Origin of the sequence: Bacillus massilinigeriensis (assembly GCF_900117315.1) — a bacterium.
In the GTDB taxonomy this organism is placed as follows: domain Bacteria; phylum Bacillota; class Bacilli; order Bacillales; family Cytobacillaceae; genus Bacillus_BE; species Bacillus_BE massilionigeriensis.
This window is the reverse complement of sequence record NZ_LT630337.1, coordinates 1,547,400-1,563,777: the sequence shown is the minus strand read 5'-3', so window position 1 is coordinate 1,563,777 and position 16,378 is coordinate 1,547,400. Positions and strand designations below refer to the sequence as shown.

19 protein-coding genes are annotated in these 16,378 nt (G+C 35.6%); 15 read left to right on the top strand and 4 right to left on the bottom strand.

What is annotated here, in order from left to right:
• The first annotated feature begins 77 nt into the window (after positions 1 to 77).
• Both BQ6100_RS07845 and ytvI read left to right on the top strand, forming a co-directional pair.
• Positions 78 to 326 (top strand): hypothetical protein, encoded by a 249-nt coding sequence (locus BQ6100_RS07845; RefSeq protein ID WP_390622437.1) that lies wholly within the window; start codon positions 78 to 80, stop codon positions 324 to 326.
• A gap of 152 nt (positions 327 to 478) precedes the next feature.
• A complete protein-coding gene (gene ytvI, locus BQ6100_RS07840) occupies positions 479 to 1,510 on the top strand; it encodes a sporulation integral membrane protein YtvI (RefSeq protein ID WP_075981146.1) in 1,032 nt (343 codons plus the stop codon).
• Positions 1,511 to 1,541: 31 nt separating this feature from the next.
• Here the strand turns inward: ytvI and BQ6100_RS07835 are convergent, their stop codons facing one another.
• Positions 1,542 to 1,847, bottom strand: a complete 306-nt coding sequence (locus BQ6100_RS07835) for a hypothetical protein (RefSeq protein WP_075981145.1) — start codon at positions 1,845 to 1,847, stop codon at positions 1,542 to 1,544.
• A gap of 184 nt (positions 1,848 to 2,031) precedes the next feature.
• Here BQ6100_RS07835 and BQ6100_RS07830 point away from each other — a divergent pair, with 184 nt between their 5' ends.
• From BQ6100_RS07830 to BQ6100_RS07795, 8 genes are all read left to right on the top strand, one after another.
• Complete coding sequence (locus BQ6100_RS07830) at positions 2,032 to 2,136, top strand: YjcZ family sporulation protein (protein ID WP_075981144.1); 105 nt, start codon at positions 2,032 to 2,034, stop codon at positions 2,134 to 2,136.
• 22 nt (positions 2,137 to 2,158) lie between these two features.
• Entirely contained in the window at positions 2,159 to 2,311 is a 153-nt protein-coding gene (locus BQ6100_RS07825; RefSeq protein ID WP_075981143.1) for a YjcZ family sporulation protein, read from the top strand.
• Positions 2,312 to 2,635: 324 nt separating this feature from the next.
• Positions 2,636 to 3,268, top strand: coding sequence for a nitroreductase family protein (locus tag BQ6100_RS07820; protein ID WP_075981142.1), 633 nt, complete (start codon positions 2,636 to 2,638; stop codon positions 3,266 to 3,268).
• 187 nt (positions 3,269 to 3,455) lie between these two features.
• Positions 3,456 to 5,036 carry a peptide chain release factor 3 gene (locus tag BQ6100_RS07815; RefSeq protein ID WP_075981141.1) on the top strand — a complete coding sequence of 527 codons (1,581 nt, stop codon included), beginning with the start codon at positions 3,456 to 3,458 and terminating at the stop codon, positions 5,034 to 5,036.
• Between the two features lie 321 nt (positions 5,037 to 5,357).
• On the top strand, positions 5,358 to 6,125 hold the full coding sequence (locus tag BQ6100_RS07810) for a TerC family protein (RefSeq protein ID WP_075981140.1): 768 nt from the start codon (positions 5,358 to 5,360) through the stop codon (positions 6,123 to 6,125).
• 203 nt (positions 6,126 to 6,328) lie between these two features.
• Complete coding sequence (locus BQ6100_RS07805; RefSeq protein WP_075981139.1) at positions 6,329 to 7,531, top strand: DUF5667 domain-containing protein; 1,203 nt, start codon at positions 6,329 to 6,331, stop codon at positions 7,529 to 7,531.
• A 123-nt stretch (positions 7,532 to 7,654) separates the two neighbouring features.
• Positions 7,655 to 8,410 (top strand): RNA polymerase sigma factor SigI, encoded by a 756-nt coding sequence (sigI, locus tag BQ6100_RS07800; RefSeq protein WP_075981138.1) that lies wholly within the window; start codon positions 7,655 to 7,657, stop codon positions 8,408 to 8,410.
• Positions 8,407 to 9,504, top strand: a complete 1,098-nt coding sequence (locus BQ6100_RS07795; RefSeq protein WP_075981137.1) for an anti-sigma factor domain-containing protein — start codon at positions 8,407 to 8,409, stop codon at positions 9,502 to 9,504. The genes sigI and BQ6100_RS07795 overlap by 4 nt, the downstream gene beginning before the upstream one ends.
• Positions 9,505 to 9,547: 43 nt before the next feature.
• Here BQ6100_RS07795 and BQ6100_RS07790 read toward each other — a convergent pair whose 3' ends face one another.
• Positions 9,548 to 9,751 carry an alpha/beta-type small acid-soluble spore protein gene (locus BQ6100_RS07790; protein ID WP_075981136.1) on the bottom strand — a complete coding sequence of 68 codons (204 nt, stop codon included), beginning with the start codon at positions 9,749 to 9,751 and terminating at the stop codon, positions 9,548 to 9,550.
• Between the two features lie 213 nt (positions 9,752 to 9,964).
• Between BQ6100_RS07790 and BQ6100_RS07785 the strand changes: the two genes are divergently transcribed.
• Positions 9,965 to 11,320 carry a TrkH family potassium uptake protein gene (locus BQ6100_RS07785; protein ID WP_075981135.1) on the top strand — a complete coding sequence of 452 codons (1,356 nt, stop codon included), beginning with the start codon at positions 9,965 to 9,967 and terminating at the stop codon, positions 11,318 to 11,320.
• 53 nt (positions 11,321 to 11,373) lie between these two features.
• Here BQ6100_RS07785 and BQ6100_RS07780 read toward each other — a convergent pair whose 3' ends face one another.
• Positions 11,374 to 11,772 (bottom strand): DUF3905 domain-containing protein, encoded by a 399-nt coding sequence (locus BQ6100_RS07780; protein WP_084780547.1) that lies wholly within the window; start codon positions 11,770 to 11,772, stop codon positions 11,374 to 11,376.
• Positions 11,773 to 11,875: 103 nt separating this feature from the next.
• Here BQ6100_RS07780 and BQ6100_RS21425 point away from each other — a divergent pair, with 103 nt between their 5' ends.
• Positions 11,876 to 12,037: a hypothetical protein gene (locus tag BQ6100_RS21425; protein ID WP_097677904.1), complete on the top strand. Its 162-nt coding sequence runs from the start codon at positions 11,876 to 11,878 to the stop codon at positions 12,035 to 12,037.
• A complete protein-coding gene (locus tag BQ6100_RS21825; RefSeq protein WP_261798573.1) occupies positions 12,038 to 12,172 on the top strand; it encodes a hypothetical protein in 135 nt (44 codons plus the stop codon). It abuts the gene before it with no gap.
• A gap of 62 nt (positions 12,173 to 12,234) precedes the next feature.
• Here BQ6100_RS21825 and BQ6100_RS07775 read toward each other — a convergent pair whose 3' ends face one another.
• Positions 12,235 to 13,992 (bottom strand): B12-binding domain-containing radical SAM protein, encoded by a 1,758-nt coding sequence (locus BQ6100_RS07775; RefSeq protein WP_075981133.1) that lies wholly within the window; start codon positions 13,990 to 13,992, stop codon positions 12,235 to 12,237.
• 192 nt (positions 13,993 to 14,184) lie between these two features.
• On the opposite strand from BQ6100_RS07775, the gene BQ6100_RS07770 reads away from it, so the two are divergent.
• Both BQ6100_RS07770 and BQ6100_RS07765 read left to right on the top strand, forming a co-directional pair.
• Entirely contained in the window at positions 14,185 to 14,904 is a 720-nt protein-coding gene (locus BQ6100_RS07770) for a (Fe-S)-binding protein (RefSeq protein ID WP_075981132.1), read from the top strand.
• Between the two features lie 48 nt (positions 14,905 to 14,952).
• Entirely contained in the window at positions 14,953 to 16,377 is a 1,425-nt protein-coding gene (locus BQ6100_RS07765) for a LutB/LldF family L-lactate oxidation iron-sulfur protein (RefSeq protein WP_075981131.1), read from the top strand.
• Position 16,378: the final 1 nt, after the last annotated feature.

The following is a 16,378-nucleotide window of genomic DNA, read 5'->3' as shown; positions in this document are numbered from 1 at the left end:
AATTGAGGAGGATATGTATGAATTCAAGCATGCCATATTATTCAGATTTAATGAATCCTGATTTTGCCGATGAAGCAATGTTAAGAAGACCATTCGGGTTTGGTTTTGGAAGACCCTTTGGTTTCGGTTTCGGTAGACCATTCGGGTTTGGAAGACCATTTGGCTTCGGAAGACCATTTGGGTTTGGCTTCGGAAGACCATTTGGGTTTGGTTTTGGATTTCCGTTAGGTTTCTTAGGAGGTCTTGCTGCTGGCTCCTTGATCGCTCCACCGTATTACGGATATGGTTATCCATATTATCCATATGGCTATGGTGGATGGTTCTAAACATCCAATTACTAGTGGGGCTGACATATTGGCAGCCCCACATTACTTTTGGTAGAAAATAAGAAAACTTTTTTACATATTATTCAACGTCTAGTAATGAATTAATGTTACAATAAATAATAAGGAACTGAGATTCACAGAGGGGTATCATCATGTGGAAAAAAAGAATTATTATTTTAGTTTCAATTGTAATAGTATTTTTAATAATACCTTACGGGCTGCCGTTAATTTTTGCATTAGCTACAGCGGTCTTGCTTGAGGGATTAGTTGGATGGTTTCAAAAAAGATTCAAATTCAGTCGTCTACAGGCGGTTATTGCTACCTTCCTGTCTTATATTATTGCTCTGATGATATTAGGTTATAACTTATTTGCTACTATTGTTAAGCAGATAATAAATCTTTCTCAAAATACACCAACCTTTGTCAAAGATTTTTATGTCACTGCCATATTGCCATTAATTAGAAAATGGGAAAAATATTCAGAAACTCTCCCAACGGAAGTAATCACATCTACGGAGAAAACGATTGAAAATGCCGTAAACTCTTTAGACTCCTTTCTACAGGGTATCCTCCAAGCAATGATCAATTTAGTGACAGCTATTCCTGGATTTCTAATTGAATTTATTATATATTTGGTTGCATTATTTTTATTTAGTTTAGAGTTGCAGAAAATAAAGAACAATATTAAAGACCATTTAACCTTAGAAACAAAAAAGAAAGTATCTCTGGTACTAAATCAATTAACAAAAGCTGGAGTTGGTTTTGTTAAAGCGCAGATTATCTTCAGCTTATTAACATTCATTCTTGCATTTGCCGGGCTTTCCATTCTTAAAGCCTCACATGTTGTGCTTCTATCGTTGTTAATTGTTGTTGTTGATATTCTTCCAATTTTGGGTACTGGTTCGGTTCTTGTACCATGGGGTGTAGTTGCCATTTTACAGCAAAGAGAGCTATTCGGAGTTGGTTTAATCATTCTATTTGCTATCATAACGGTTGTAAGGAGGATAATTGAACCAAAGGTTTATGCATCCAATTTAGGTATTTCTGCTCTAGCCTCTCTTATTAGCCTTTACCTTGGGTTTAAAATCCTTGGATTTATTGGTTTATTTGTAGGTCCGGCTATTGTCATTGTTTTTGACACTTTGAGAAAAGCAAATATTATTCCAACTAATTTTAAATTATAGTACACAAGAATAGGGCAGGGATCTTCCTGCCCTATTTCCAATTATTATAAATGATTTTTCCCCCTGTTAAATCGATCGTGTTTCGTTCTCCCTTATATAGGACTTTTCCTTCCTTCTTAACAATTAACTTTTCATAAGTATATATATCTTTCCCATTAGGCATCTCAACAATGACTTTTCTGCCCAGCTCTTTATTTGGAGCTTCAATTTTGATTAAGCTTTGTAAATAAAGATGAATAGAAAAAAATCCAATAATGACTATAACAATGGTCAAGTTTAAGGAAAATCTTTGGTAAATGAGTTTCTTGTTATTAATGTGACGATCAGACCTATTCATTTTTATCCTTTTCCCCCTGTAAATCTCTTTTTCCCTTGATAAACATATGCATTAAATGAATAAAAATTGCATTATTCTTAAAAATTGTAAAAGATAGGTGGTTGCGGAAAAATGTGTGTTTGTCTATCGCAAATACTGGGTGTACGGAATAGGATATAGGGAAATCAATTAAGGAGGTATGAGCATGTCAGGAGTAGCAGGATATAATGCTGGTTTTGCTTTATTGGTGGTTTTGTTTATCCTTTTAATTATAATTGGTGCTTCATGGGGATACGGAGGATTTTGCTAATAATAAATAAGGGGGTTTAATTATGCCATTTGGTTACGGATATGGTCATGGCTGGGGGGGCTACGGTGGCTGCTGTTATGGTGGCTATGGATTTGGTGGCGGTGGTGCTTTTGCGCTAATCGTTGTATTATTTATCCTTCTCATTATTGTAGGGGCAGCATGCTTTAAGTGGTAAGAAGATTAGAAAAGAGGCAGGGGCAACCCCTGCTTTTTTCGTATGTCAGAATAATACTTTTTTTGAAATTATCTAACATGGTCATGTTCATATTTGATCTTCAATTGGGACTATTGCTAATCATTTTCACTTCAGGATTTAGTAAGTATGATTACATAGCCATTTTCAAACAATAAATAATACCTTATGTCATTTAGCGTTAGTAGTACGTTTATTCTTATAGTAGTATAGTCATTAATCTTGACTTGCCAAGGGAAACTGTGTAATGTAAGAATGTAATGTGATTACTAAAGGTAAGTTAACGATACTAGGGAGGCATCCGAAGTGACAACTGTAGCGAATCAAACGTTATCAGAGGTAATAAAAAAACGTCATTCTGTCAGAAAATATGACTCACAATTTTCTATTTCTAGAAAGGAAATAGAAGATATGCTAAAAGAAGCAACTTTAGCCCCTTCATCAAGTAACCTTCAATCTTGGCGCTTTATTGTGATTCAAGATCAAGAGACAAAGAAAGAACTTAGAGCGATCGCCAATAATCAAGAGCAAGTTGAAACAGCTTCAGCAGTTATTGCTGTTTTAGGTGACAAGGAAATGTATAAAAGTGTGGAAAAGGTATATAGAAGTGCCTATGAAGCAGGATTCATGGATGAAGCCAATATGAATCGATTAATTGCCAGCACCAATAATACTTATCCACATGCATCTGAGGAAGCCCGTAAAAATATCTCATCCTTTGACTGCGGACTTGTTACCATGCAATTGACTTTGATTGCCAAAGAACGGGGCTATGATACAGTAATTATGGGTGGGTTTGATAAAGAGAAATTTATTGAAAAGTTTAACGTCGATGAGCGATTTTTCCCTGTAGTGTTAATTTCGCTTGGAAAAGCTGATGCATCAGCATTTCAAACGACAAGATTGCCATTAGAGGATGTTATCTTACAATACAAATAGAAGGGGGGAGGTCAAACTAGGCCTCCTTTCTTTTTTGCACTTATGACCATCCATTTTATAAATTGGATAAAAATTTTTTCAAGTACTATAGGAAATTCATTAAACCAACATTGCAAACTTTCCACGAGAAAGATAAGATTAAAAATGCGTATGATTATTGTTTGCATGAAGAGAGGATAAGAAATATATGGCAAAAAATTTTAAAGAGGAAGTTTTATCTCGTCGAACGTTTGCAATTATTTCCCACCCTGACGCGGGTAAAACGACATTAACAGAAAAATTGTTGTTATTCGGTGGAGCAATACGTGACGCCGGAACAGTAAAGGGGAAGAAAACAGGAAAATATGCAACAAGCGATTGGATGGAAATAGAAAAGCAGAGAGGAATTTCTGTTACATCAAGTGTAATGCAATTTGATTATCACGGATGTCGTGTGAATATATTGGATACCCCTGGACATCAAGACTTTAGTGAGGATACTTATCGTACCTTAACAGCTGTCGATAGTGCGGTCATGATTATTGACTCTGCAAAAGGGATTGAGGAACAAACATTAAAGCTATTTAAGGTATGTCGTATGAGAGGAATCCCAATTTTTACATTTATTAATAAGCTGGATCGCCAAGGTAGACCACCATTGGAACTACTAGCTGAATTAGAAGAGGTTATGAACATTGAATCCTATCCAATGAATTGGCCAATTGGAATGGGAAAAGAGTTTTTAGGTATATATGACCGCTTCTATAATCGGATAGAGCAATTCAGAGTAGATGAGAGTGATCGTTATATTTCATTAAATGAAGATGGGGAAATTGAAAGGGATCATCCTTTGAAGGTTTCTTCCTTATACGATCAAACGTTAGAAGAGATTATGCTGTTGAATGAGGCTGGAAATGATTTTTCTGAAGAAAGGATAAAAGATGGATCATTAACTCCAGTATTCTTTGGTAGTGCTTTAACAAACTTTGGGGTGCAAACCTTCTTAGAGACCTATTTACAATTTGCACCTTCTCCACAGCCGCGTCAATCATCTGAAGGAGATATCGATCCATTATCAGAGGAGTTTTCAGGCTTTATTTTCAAGATTCAAGCTAATATGAATCCAGCTCACCGCGATCGTATTGCCTTTCTTCGAGTTTGCTCTGGTAAATTTGAACGAGGGATGACAGTCAATATTCCGAGGATAGGTAAACAAATAAAACTAGCTCAATCTACCCAATTTATGGCGGATGATCGCAGCACGGTGGATGAAGCCGTAAGTGGAGATATCATTGGACTTTATGATCCAGGTACCTACCAAATAGGTGACACATTAACGGTTGGAAAAAACTCATTCCAATATGAGCGTCTCCCTCAATTTACACCTGAGCTATTTGTTCGTGTAACTGCTAAAAATGTCATGAAACAAAAGCATTTTCATAAAGGAATTCAACAGTTAGTCCAAGAAGGAGCTATTCAGTTATTCAAAACGGTAAAAACGGAAGAATACTTACTTGGAGCTGTTGGGCAGCTTCAATTCGAAGTGTTTGAGCATCGGATGAAGAATGAATACAATGTTGAAGTTCTAATGGAAAGATTAGGCTCAAAAATTACTCGTTGGGTCGAAAAGGATGAGGTCAATGAGAATTTGTCCAGCTCTAGAAGTTTACTCGTAAATGATCGTTATGATAAAAAAGTGTTTTTATTTGAAAATGATTTTGCATTAAGATGGTTCCAGGAAAAGAATCCAGATGTCCATCTCTTTAATCCAATGGACAATTATCAATAATGCAAAGTAATGTTATAATTAGTGATTTCTTTAATGGATAATCATATATTTCCTTGAATAAATTCCAAGGATATTATACAATAAATACAACTTAATAAATCCAATCCTTTTATCAAAGGGGAGTAGCTTTTAGGGAAACCTAAAACAAAGTCGTCAATTCGTGGATACATAATCCATCGGCTTTGTTGGCATTTACTAATGTCTTGCAAGACCTTTGCCTGTTGGCAGAGGTCTTTTTTAATGCAAAAATGTCCCAAACAAGCCCATGTAGCCCTCTGCCAACAAAGCATTCATAAAAAATTTATTGGAGGGGGAAAGTACATGGATATGGGAATATTAGTAGAATACGGTTGGGTATTACTTGTTCTAGTAGGTTTAGAGGGAATTTTAGCAGCAGATAACGCTGTTGTTATGGCAGTCATGGTTAAACACTTGCCAGATAAAAAAAGGAAAAAGGCCTTATTTTATGGCCTGTTTGGAGCTTTTATCTTTCGATTTGCCACCCTATTTATGATTTCATTTTTAGCAGATGTATGGCAGGTTCAAGCGCTTGGAGCATTTTATCTTCTCTTTTTAACCGGACATCATTTGTATATTCGATTTAGAGGGAAGGAAAAGGAACATAAGCCTGTCGAAAACAAAACTTCATCCTTCTGGTTTACCGTTTTAAAAGTGGAGCTAGCCGATATTGCCTTTGCAATCGATTCAATGCTTGCCGCTGTTGCATTAGCATTAACTTTAACCCCATCTGGTTGGTTTCATATTGGTGGACTTGACGGTGGTCAATTCTTAGTAATGTTTCTCGGTGGCTTCGTTGGATTAGTAATTATGAGATTTGCGGCAAGTTGGTTTGTGTCATTGCTTAATAAAAGGCCACAACTTGAAACAGCTGCCTTTTTAATTGTTGGTTGGGTCGGTGTAAAGCTATCTGTTTTGACATTAGCCCATCCGCAAATTGCATTGATTGATGAGCATTTTCCAGAATCAGTCACATGGAAATTGATATTCTGGGTTATTCTAATCGCTATCGCTGGTGGTGGATTCCTAGTTTCAAATAAAAAGCAGGTTGAAGCAGAGAGTCATCTATAAAAATCTAAACCTTATAAACTGAGAAAAGTTCATATATTCTCGGTTTATAAGGCTTTTTTTATGCCTTCCGTTACAATTGGAATTCAAGTTCAATAGAGAAACTCAAAAAATATTTTATCCAAACCCCCACAAAGAAAATATAATCATCCGTAAAGTTTAGTGAGAAAGCGGCCGCTAAAAAAATAATGAGGTGAACTTAAATTATGAAACAACTAACTAAAAACAATATAAATAAATTATTAAAAGGATCTGTAGCCATTGCCATGGCAGGTGCCTTCACATTTTCACCATCCTTCGCTTTTGCTGAAGAAACAATAAGTGATAACAACCTTCCTGTAGTTGAAATGCCAAATACGAATGCTGATAATACAAGTGACAATACTCAAAATGAATCTGTGCAGCTAAATGAAGATTCACAGACCAACCCGTCTACTTTAGAGTCACCATCATTATTACCAGGTCATTTCTTTTATTTTGCAAAAATTGCATTTGAGAAAATTAAACTAGCTTTTACACTTGATAAAGTTGATGATGCAAAGCTATTAGCTACTTATGCAGCTGAACGTCTTGCAGAGGCAGAAAGCTTATTTTCTTCCGGAGATGAGCAAAAGGCAATTGAAACCTTACAAAAGGCAACGGAATATATGAAAAGTGCAGAAAGCATTGTCAATGATCGTCAGGAAAAATCAGATACAGAAGGAACAGAATCTACAAAAGATGAAACAACTACAAATGAAAATGAGACAGGCAGTGTTGTACCAGTACCAACAGAGGAAGAAAAAGCGGTAGAGGAAAATAAAGACCAGGAAATCAATAAGGAAGAAGAATCAGTTAATGATGTTAAAGTTCTAATATCACAAAATATTGTTGCTTTAACAGCTGCAATGAACAAGGTGAAAAATCCAACAGCTAAGGCTGCATTGCAAAAAAATATTGAAAAAGCCTATAAAAAGCTTCTGAAAAAACAAGCAAAATTAGCGAAAAAAGAAATAAATGAGGATTCTCAAGAAAATAAGGTGGAGGAAAAAGTTCCTGGAAATGACGGATCAACAACAACTTCTCCTTCTACTTTAACAACTGAACCCACTGAAACATCACAACAAACAGTTTCCATTGAAGATGAAACTAAAAAACAAGATGCATTACAAGAAAAAGAAATCTCTACTTCTTCAAAGAAAGCTACGAAAAAGGCTGTAAAAAAAGCTGCAAAAGAAGTAAAGAAAAGCAATAAAAAAGAAATAAAGCAAAAGGTCAAGCAACAAAAAAAGAACTATATTAAACAAGTAAAAAAAGAGAAAACAAGCAAGAAAATGATGGAAAAGCAAAAGCGAAATAAGAGTCAACAACAATCCCATAATCATGCTGTAAAAGGCAATGGAAAGCATAATGGTCAAGAGAAACATTAATAAAAATATGGATCATAAGCAATGGAAAGAAAGCAGCTAAGCCCTTCTTTCCAATACCTCCCCTCTTAAAAAATTGCCCAAATTATCGTATGATAGAATGTAATGATTGAGAGGTGAGGCTACCTGCTAAGTTTATTATTCCTATCCAAAACTAAAAAAAGTGAAAAGACTTTAGAAAATAAGGTAATTTCCATACAACAGGGTGATGTCGGTTTACAAAACGAATTGATTGAATCCTATAAACCATTTATTGCAAAAAATGTATCTGCTATTTGCAAGAGGTATATTAGCGAATCTGATGATGAATTTAGTATTGGCCTCATTGCATTTAATGAAGCCATTCAAAAATATAGTCCTAATAAAGGAAGTTCTTTATTAAGTTTTGCGGAAATCGTTATTAAACGAAGAGTTATAGATTATATTAGAGGACAATCAAGACATCAAACGAATCATCAGCCTGTTAAAAAAAACGAGCAGCATGAAAACGAAAGCAGCGATTCATACTTTGAGGATGAGTTATCAATAAAGGATTATCAGGAAAAAGAAGATAACTCAAAAAGAAAGGATGAAATCGTTCAATTTTCTCAATTGCTACTCCAATATGGATTATCCTTTCAGGATTTGGTTGAGCAATCACCAAAGCATTCGGATGCAAGAATAAATGCAATTATGATTGCAAAAACATTGGTACATGATGAGGAAATGAAGTCTTTATTTGTGGAAAAGAAGAAGCTGCCAATTAAGCAGTTAGAAAAAAGGGTCAATGTAAGTAGAAAAACTATAGAGAGAAATCGAAAATATATTATGGCTATATCATTAATTATGATAAGTGATTTTATTTATCTTAAGGATTATATTAAAGGGGTGTTGGAAACGTGAAAACAGGAATCATAATAGAAATCAACGAACGTTTTTTAACATTGTTAACCCCTGATGGTGAATTCATGCGTGCTTTAAAGCACAATCGACCATACACCCTTGGCGAAGAAATCTCCTTTTCTCCAATGGAGTTAGAACGTAAAAGGTGGTCATTTCTACCGTTTTTTCAAACCTTTAAGGGGAAAGCAGTGGTTGCAGCAGGGTTTGCCATAATATTAGCTGTTAGTACCTTTCTTCCTATGTATCAGGACAATAAGGTATATGCTTATATGTCCATCGACGTTAACCCTAGTATTGAATTAGCGGTTAATGATGATCTTCAGGTTGTAGAACTTATTCCATATAATAATGAAGGAAAAGAAATCATTGAAGAAATTAAGGATTGGAAAAAAAGCAATATCGAAGAAGTAACAAAGAAAATCTTAAGTGAAATAGATGAAAAAGGGTTTACGGATAAGAATCAGGAAATAATCATTGCAAAGGTTTATGCCGGAAAAAGAGAAAAGGTTATTGACCGCAAGCTAAATAACCAAATTAAACATATCAAGAATGAAGTTAAAAATGAAAAAATCGATGTAAATGTCGTTGAAGCAACTCAGGAAGAGAGAGAAAAAGCCAAAAAACAAGGATTAACCACTGGGAAATATATTGAGCAGAAGACAACAAGTTCGAGCACACAAACACTAAAATCAAAGCCTTCAGTGCAAAAACAATCCAATCAAAAGACTGAAAAAGCTGTAAAGCATCCATCAAAGCTTATTAATGAAAATAAAAATAAATATGAAACGAAAAAGAAGAAAGAATTACAGAATGCCTCAATAAAGGAAAAGTCAAAAAAGAATATATTCATGGAAGTAAGGAAAGAAAAGGATACGAAGGGAACAAAACAAGGTATAAGCAATAATGGTCAAGGAAATAAAAAAGAGAAGTCTGAGAAGAAATGGAAAAATAAACGAGAGCAAGTGAAACATAACAGAGAGAACAATGAAAAAAGTACTAAAAGAAGAAATTCAGGCTACTACCAGAAAGATCAGAAATATAAAAATAAAAAGTCAAAAGTGCATTCTTCTAAGAATAATTTTAATAATAATTAAAGGAAAGGTCCGGCAATTAAGCCGGACTTTTTTCCTGTCCATCTTATTGATTATTATTTTGTCCAGAAAGTTGAGCTTGAGCTTGTTGGACTAATCTTTTAGTGATTTCACCACCAACGGATCCATTTGCACGTGATACGGTATCTGAACCTAAGTTTACACCAAACTCCTGTGCAATTTCATATTTCACTTGGTCTAAATATTGTTCAATCCCTGGAACTAATAATTTATTTGAACTTCTAGCCATGAGTTTATCTCCTTATTTTCAATATATTTTACAGAGTGTTGTCTCTGTAGTCGTAGTATTTCACGTAATTACATAATCATGAGTGGAAAAGATTTAAAGAATTAATCTAGTTTTTCGATCGAATGAATATTCTGCCATTTAATTTCAGCTTTTAAAATTCGTTGATATTCATTATATTTATTATAGGTAAGTCTCGAAAGGATTGGATTTTATTTGGGAAAGATAAAGAAAGCAATCAAAATATTAACACCTGCTCAAGTTATTGTCGGCTATTATATTATTGCAGTATCGATCTCTGTTTTGATTTTAAGGATTCCATATGTCCATAAACCTGGTGTAAAAGTGGCTTTTATTGATTCAGTTTTTACTGCAATAAGTGCGGTAAGTGTGACAGGTCTAACTTCAATCAATATTTCAGAAACCTATAGTTTGTTTGGAATATTTGCTATCATGCTGATTTTACAATTTGGTGGGATTGGCGTTATGACTTTAGGAACCTTTTTCTGGCTAATATTTGGTCGGAAAATTGGTTTTAAAGAAAGAAGATTGATTATGATTGACCATAATCAGACTAGCTTGTCAGGTTTGGTTAATCTTATCAAGGAAATCTTAAAGATTATCGTTGTGATAGAGATTATTGGTACATTAGTTCTTGGCTTTTATTTTATCAACTTTTATCCAAGCTGGAAGGAAGCTTTTCTACATGGGATGTTTCTTTCTGTCAGTGCTACAACAAATGGGGGCTTTGATCTCACTGGTGCATCCATGCAGCCTTATGCGGGAGACTATTTTGTTCAAATGATTACTATAGTGTTAATCACACTAGGAGCTATCGGATTCCCGGTGTTAATTGAGTTAAAGCAGTATTTATTTAGTAATCAGCAACTAAACCAGAACTTTCGTTTTTCACTATTTACGAAGATTACCTCCATTACCTTTTTAGGATTATTAGTTATTGGTACACTTGTAATAATAATCTTTGAGTTTAATCATGCATTGAAAGGTCAAGTGTGGCATCGGACATTTTTTTATGCGTTTTTCCAGTCTGCTTCAACAAGGAGTGGGGGCCTGTCCACGATAGATGTTAGCCAGTTTGCAGATCCCACTTTGTTGATTATGTGTATTCTGATGTTTATTGGAGCATCTCCTAGCTCTGTTGGAGGCGGGATTCGAACAACAACTTTTGCTCTAAACCTTTTATTTTTATACCATTTTGCAAATGGGAATAGACATATAAAGATTTTTAATAGGGAGCTGCATGAAGAAGATATTTCGAAGGCTTTAGCTGTTTCATTAATGGCTATTTGCCTGTGTTTTTCAGCCCTTATTGTTCTATCCATTACTGAAAGCCAATCCCTTTTAGAGCTTCTCTTTGAAGTGTGTTCAGCGTTTGGAACAACCGGGTTATCCATGGGGATAACTGCAGATCTTTCAGTGGTAGGAAAGATAGTGATCATGATTCTAATGTTTATTGGAAGAATTGGTTTGCCATCCTTTATCTTTATGATGGGTGGAAAGGAGAAAAAAGTGAATTATCATTATCCAAAGGAAAGAGTCATTATTGGATAAATAAAATTTTTAGGAACAGAGCCATAAATAATGGTACTCTGTTCCTTTTTCTTTTAATCCGTTCCATGACTTACATCTTTCGTTTGGTGCATGAAAGGGTACCCTTTTGGAAGTTTCCTCTCTTCCAGTAGCTCTTTGTTTTCCTCTGTATTCCAACCAATATCATTTGTTGGGTGAACCCATTCATCACCAGACATGATTGCAGGATCTGTGTTTACATTCCAGTTTTCTAAGGGGGAATTAGGTGAGGAATAGTGACTATCACCAATAATTACACCGTGCTTGTTTATAAAAGGTGGCTCTATGTTCATTCCTGTTCCTTTAAAGTCTGGAGAATTGATTTGATGTGGCAAAGTATTATCAATATCTAGTTGAACATTTAAGGTTTTCTTCTTCAAATATACCTCTTCCTTTGACTGTGTTTTAACTATATTATCCGAAGCAATGGACATTTTATGATTGAATTGGATTGGGAAAATAAGGTGCAATGTAAAATACATGTTGAGATTTGAAATGTTTAAAATAATAAGGTAAACACGTAAGGAGGAGATCTTCATGGCAAAACGAAAAGCAGAATATGATGCAGCCGTAAAGCATAGTAAAACGCCAAGAAAAAACTTACAGGAAACGGAATTCTCTGCTGAATATATACATGGTGAAAATCCAATGAAGGGTGCTAATCGCAATTCCAAAAAAGGCAGAGAGGGACGATCCTAAATGGGTAAGAAAAAGGGAAAGGAACAAGCGAATGTTGAATTTGGGATGGAATTTGGAGATGTCAATTCTGCAAAGCAAATGGAATCAGTCATAGCAAATAAATTTGGAGAAAAAAATAAAAAGAGGAAAAAATAAGTTAGAGTTGAATTGTACCTTGCTGAAATGTTAATGAACAGCAAGGTACAAAAATGAAATCTTTATTTGTTAATCATGCTAAAGATGCAGCTATAGATGGTTGTTATTTCATTCTTGCTATCAAAGTAGGCGAGTAAACAAGAAGGTGTTTCAATGATTTTTCCTGATTTAAGATACTCTGATAGATCGAAGGGAACCTCTTCTAAAAGGGTATACTTATAAAGATCCCTCTCTAATAATCCTAGGTTAGCAAAGCCTTCTCCAAGGAGGAACGGGTTGTTCATCAGAGATTGGTAAAATTCAGATCGATCCTTCTTGTCGAAACTTCTATACCACCAAGGTTTTCTTGGCTTGTATTTTGCCTTTTCGAGATAGTCGAGTTTCATTAAGCCTTCCACGATATCAAGGTTTGGTAAGTTTATACTCTTGAGGAATTCGAATAAACGTCTAAAAAGATCCTCTAGCTGATGACCAATCCTTGACCAGCCCATTTCTTCCCAATAGGAACCAAAATCCTGAAAGAAGTTAAATGGAGTATCAAATCCCTTTGAAACTAGATACTCAACGGTGTGATCCATACGATGGTCATTCCAATATTTTTCAAGAACATCTTCAACCTGCTTGATACGAATGACATCACTAAAAGGGAGAATGCGATTGCTGACCATTTCATATGGTGGAAAGTCACTATATACATATTGGTATTCATCTGCTTGTTGGGTTAAGCCAGTTCCTCGCAGCATTTTTAAAAAGCCTAGTTGGAGCTCTTCAGGTCTCAACGCAAAGACGTCATTAAATGTTTTCTTGAATGAATCATAATCCTCTTCAGGTAGACCTGCAATTAAATCTAAATGCTGATCAATCTTTCCGCCCTCTTTTACCATAGTTACCGTTCGTGTTAGCTTTTCAAAATTCTGTTTCCTCTTAACTAACTCATTGGTATAATCATTGGTCGATTGAACTCCAATTTCAAAACGGAAAAGCCCAGGTGGTGCCTCTTTATTTAGAAATTCAATGACCTCAGGTCTCATAATATCTGCAGTTATCTCGAACTGAAAAACCGTTCCGGGAAGATGCTCGTCAATTAAGAAACGAAACATATCCATAGCATAGCTCCGGCTAATATTAAAGGTTCGATCAACAAATTTAAACACCCTTGCCCCATTTTTCATTAAATACAGAATGTCTTCTTTTACTTTTGCCTTATCAAAATAGCGAACTCCTACCTCAATCGAGGATAGGCAAAATTGACAGGTAAATGGACATCCTCGACTAGTCTCGATATAGACAATTCTTTTAGAAAGGTGAGGAAGATCCTCTTCAAATCGAAATGGGGAAGGAATGTTTCGTAAATCTAGCTTGTTTTGTGGTAAATTCATATGGATTTGCCCATCCTTGCGAAAGGCTATCCCACGGACTTTTTCAAGGTTCTGCTCACTATTTAATTCATGAAGCAATTGTTTAAATGGTTCTTCTCCTTCACCAATGACAATTGCGTCAAAATATTCAACCCTTTCTAACCATTCCTGGGCATTATAAGTTACTTCCGGCCCTCCTATTACGATAAAAATAGAAGGGTCAATTTTTTTTAGCATTTGGGCAACCTTTGCCGTTTCTTCAATATTCCATATATAACAGCTGAATCCAATAATATTCGGTTTCCTCTTATACAAATCTGTTACGATATTCATCACGGGGTCTTTAATCGTATATTCGGTTAATTCAATGTCAAACTCAGGTTGCGCATAGGCCTTTAATAAACGAATTGCAAGATTTGTATGTATAAATTTTGCGTTAAGTGTAGTACAAATAATGTTCATTGGGTAACTCCTTTAGAAACAATAGTGAGTAGAAAATAACAACATTTTATTATATCTTATTATCCCCAAAAAGCATAGAAGTTAAAAGCCTTGACTAGTGGTGCAAACAGTTGAAAATACAAGGTTGAATAGAAAGGATGAAAGGCGTAAAGTTATAATAGTAGATTGATAGTTAAAGGGGAGATGGAAAGGATGAGAGTTACTCTTTTTGCAACTTGCTTGGTAGATATGTTTAAAAGCAATGTTGGAAAATCTTCAGTGGAGTTGTTAGAGTACCTTGGGTGTGAAGTAGAGTATCCTGATTCACAAATTTGTTGTGGACAACCGGCGTATAACAGCGGTTACGTAAAAGAAACGAAAGAGGCAATGAAAAAAATGATTGATACCTTTCATGATGCCGAATACATCGTTTCTCCCTCTGGCTCATGCGCTTATATGTTTAAGGAATATCCAAAAATATTTAAAGGGGATCCAATTTGGGAACCTAAGGCAAAAGCTTTAGCTGAAAAAACATTTGAACTAACACAATTTATTGTTGAGGTATTAAACATCCAAGATGTTGGTGCAAGTTTTACAGGTAGTGCCACCTATCACCCATCCTGTCATATGACCCGTCTCTTAGGGGTTAAAGACGCACCTCTAATATTATTAAAAAATGTTAAGGGGTTAGAATATACCGTACTTCCTGGTAAGGAGAATTGCTGTGGCTTTGGGGGCACCTTTTCTGTTAAAATGTCGCAAATTTCTGAACAAATTGTAGATGAGAAAATTCAGCATATTGAAGAGACCGAGGCGGAATATCTTATTGGTGCTGATACAGGCTGTCTTATGAATATTGGAGGTAGAGTAGAGAGAAAAGGAAAGCCAATTAAGGTTATGCATATAGCTGAGGTTTTAAATAGTCGGCCATAAAATAGAGGGATAAGTGAAAGAAAGTCATGTAGGGGAGGGACCAAATTAATGGCGACGAAACTTGAGGGTAACAGCTTTAAAAATCGAGTGGAAAGGGAACTAGAAAAGTCATTTATGCGCGGAGCAGTTGCGAGCGGCCAAGATCGATTGAAATCATTTCGTTTAGTCGCAGCTGAAGAAATAGGAAATTGGGAAGAATGGCGTTCACATGGAGAGGAAATCCGAAAACACGTTCTTGAAAACTTAGATTACTATTTAAACCAGCTTAGTGAAAACGTTGCTAAAAGAGGAGGGCATGTGTTTTTTGCCCAAACGGCTGAGGATGCTAGAAATTATATTACAGAGGTAATAAAAAAGAAAAACGCAAAAAAAATTGTAAAGTCCAAATCCATGATGACGGAAGAAATTGAATTGAATGCTTGTTTAGAGAAAACTGGTTGCCAAGTAATTGAAACCGATCTTGGGGAATATATTTTGCAATTGGATAATCATGATCGACCTTCCCATATAATTGCTCCAGCTATACATAAAAACAAAGAGCAAGTAAGGGATATTTTTGCAGAAAAGTTAGGATATGAAAATACGGAGAAACCAGAAGAACTGACAGCTCACGCACGAAAAATGCTGCGCCCAGAATATTTAACGGCGGACGTTGGAATCACAGGATGTAACTTTGCTATTGCTGAAACAGGCTCCATTACTATCGTAACAAATGAAGGAAATGCTGACCTTTCTACCTCGCTACCAAAGACACAAATTACCGTTATGGGGATGGAAAGAATTGTCCCAACCTTTGAGGAATTAGATATTCTTGTAACTCTGCTTACGAGAAGTGCAGTTGGTCAAAAGCTAAGCAGCTATGTAACCGTGCTCACGGGTCCTAGAGAGGAAGGGGATGTTGATGGGCCTGAGGATTTTCATCTTGTAATAGTAGATAATGGCAGATCGGATATATTGGGCAGTGAGTTTCAACCTATCCTTCAATGTATACGATGTGCTGCATGTGTCAATGTCTGTCCAGTTTATCGTCATATAGGCGGGCATTCCTATGATTCTGTCTACTCTGGGCCAATAGGAGCCGTGTTATCTCCATTATTATTTGGATATGACAAATATAAAGAGCTTCCTTATGCTTCTACCTTATGTGGTGCTTGTACGGAGGCTTGCCCAGTAAAGATCCCATTACATGAATTACTTCATAAGCATCGTCAAGTAATAGTTGAAAAAGAGGGACGTGCACCGATTTCAGAAAAATTACTCATGAAGGCCTTTGGCTTTGGAGCTGCTTCCTCCTTTGCTTATAAAATAGGATCAAAGGTAGCACCAGCTGCAATGAATCCATACACTGACGGGGAGAAAATTTCAAAAGGACCAGGTCCATTAAAAGCATGGACTGAAATTCGAGATTTCCCTGCTCCTAATAAGGAACGATTTCGTGATTGGTTTAAAAATCGCGATAAAGGAGGGGAATAGA

Coding starts and splice junctions, on each gene's coding strand:
- BQ6100_RS07845 (WP_390622437.1), top strand. CDS start 78: ATGTTAAGAAGACCATTCGGGTTTGGTTTTGGAAGACCCTTTGGTTTC.
- ytvI (WP_075981146.1), top strand. CDS start 479: ATGTGGAAAAAAAGAATTATTATTTTAGTTTCAATTGTAATAGTATTT.
- BQ6100_RS07835 (WP_075981145.1), bottom strand. CDS start 1,847: ATGAATAGGTCTGATCGTCACATTAATAACAAGAAACTCATTTACCAA.
- BQ6100_RS07830 (WP_075981144.1), top strand. CDS start 2,032: ATGTCAGGAGTAGCAGGATATAATGCTGGTTTTGCTTTATTGGTGGTT.
- BQ6100_RS07825 (WP_075981143.1), top strand. CDS start 2,159: ATGCCATTTGGTTACGGATATGGTCATGGCTGGGGGGGCTACGGTGGC.
- BQ6100_RS07815 (WP_075981141.1), top strand. CDS start 3,456: ATGGCAAAAAATTTTAAAGAGGAAGTTTTATCTCGTCGAACGTTTGCA.
- BQ6100_RS07810 (WP_075981140.1), top strand. CDS start 5,358: ATGGATATGGGAATATTAGTAGAATACGGTTGGGTATTACTTGTTCTA.
- BQ6100_RS07805 (WP_075981139.1), top strand. CDS start 6,329: ATGAAACAACTAACTAAAAACAATATAAATAAATTATTAAAAGGATCT.
- BQ6100_RS07790 (WP_075981136.1), bottom strand. CDS start 9,751: ATGGCTAGAAGTTCAAATAAATTATTAGTTCCAGGGATTGAACAATAT.
- BQ6100_RS07780 (WP_084780547.1), bottom strand. CDS start 11,772: ATGTCCATTGCTTCGGATAATATAGTTAAAACACAGTCAAAGGAAGAG.
- BQ6100_RS21425 (WP_097677904.1), top strand. CDS start 11,876: ATGGCAAAACGAAAAGCAGAATATGATGCAGCCGTAAAGCATAGTAAA.
- BQ6100_RS21825 (WP_261798573.1), top strand. CDS start 12,038: ATGGGTAAGAAAAAGGGAAAGGAACAAGCGAATGTTGAATTTGGGATG.
- BQ6100_RS07775 (WP_075981133.1), bottom strand. CDS start 13,992: ATGAACATTATTTGTACTACACTTAACGCAAAATTTATACATACAAAT.
- BQ6100_RS07770 (WP_075981132.1), top strand. CDS start 14,185: ATGAGAGTTACTCTTTTTGCAACTTGCTTGGTAGATATGTTTAAAAGC.
- BQ6100_RS07765 (WP_075981131.1), top strand. CDS start 14,953: ATGGCGACGAAACTTGAGGGTAACAGCTTTAAAAATCGAGTGGAAAGG.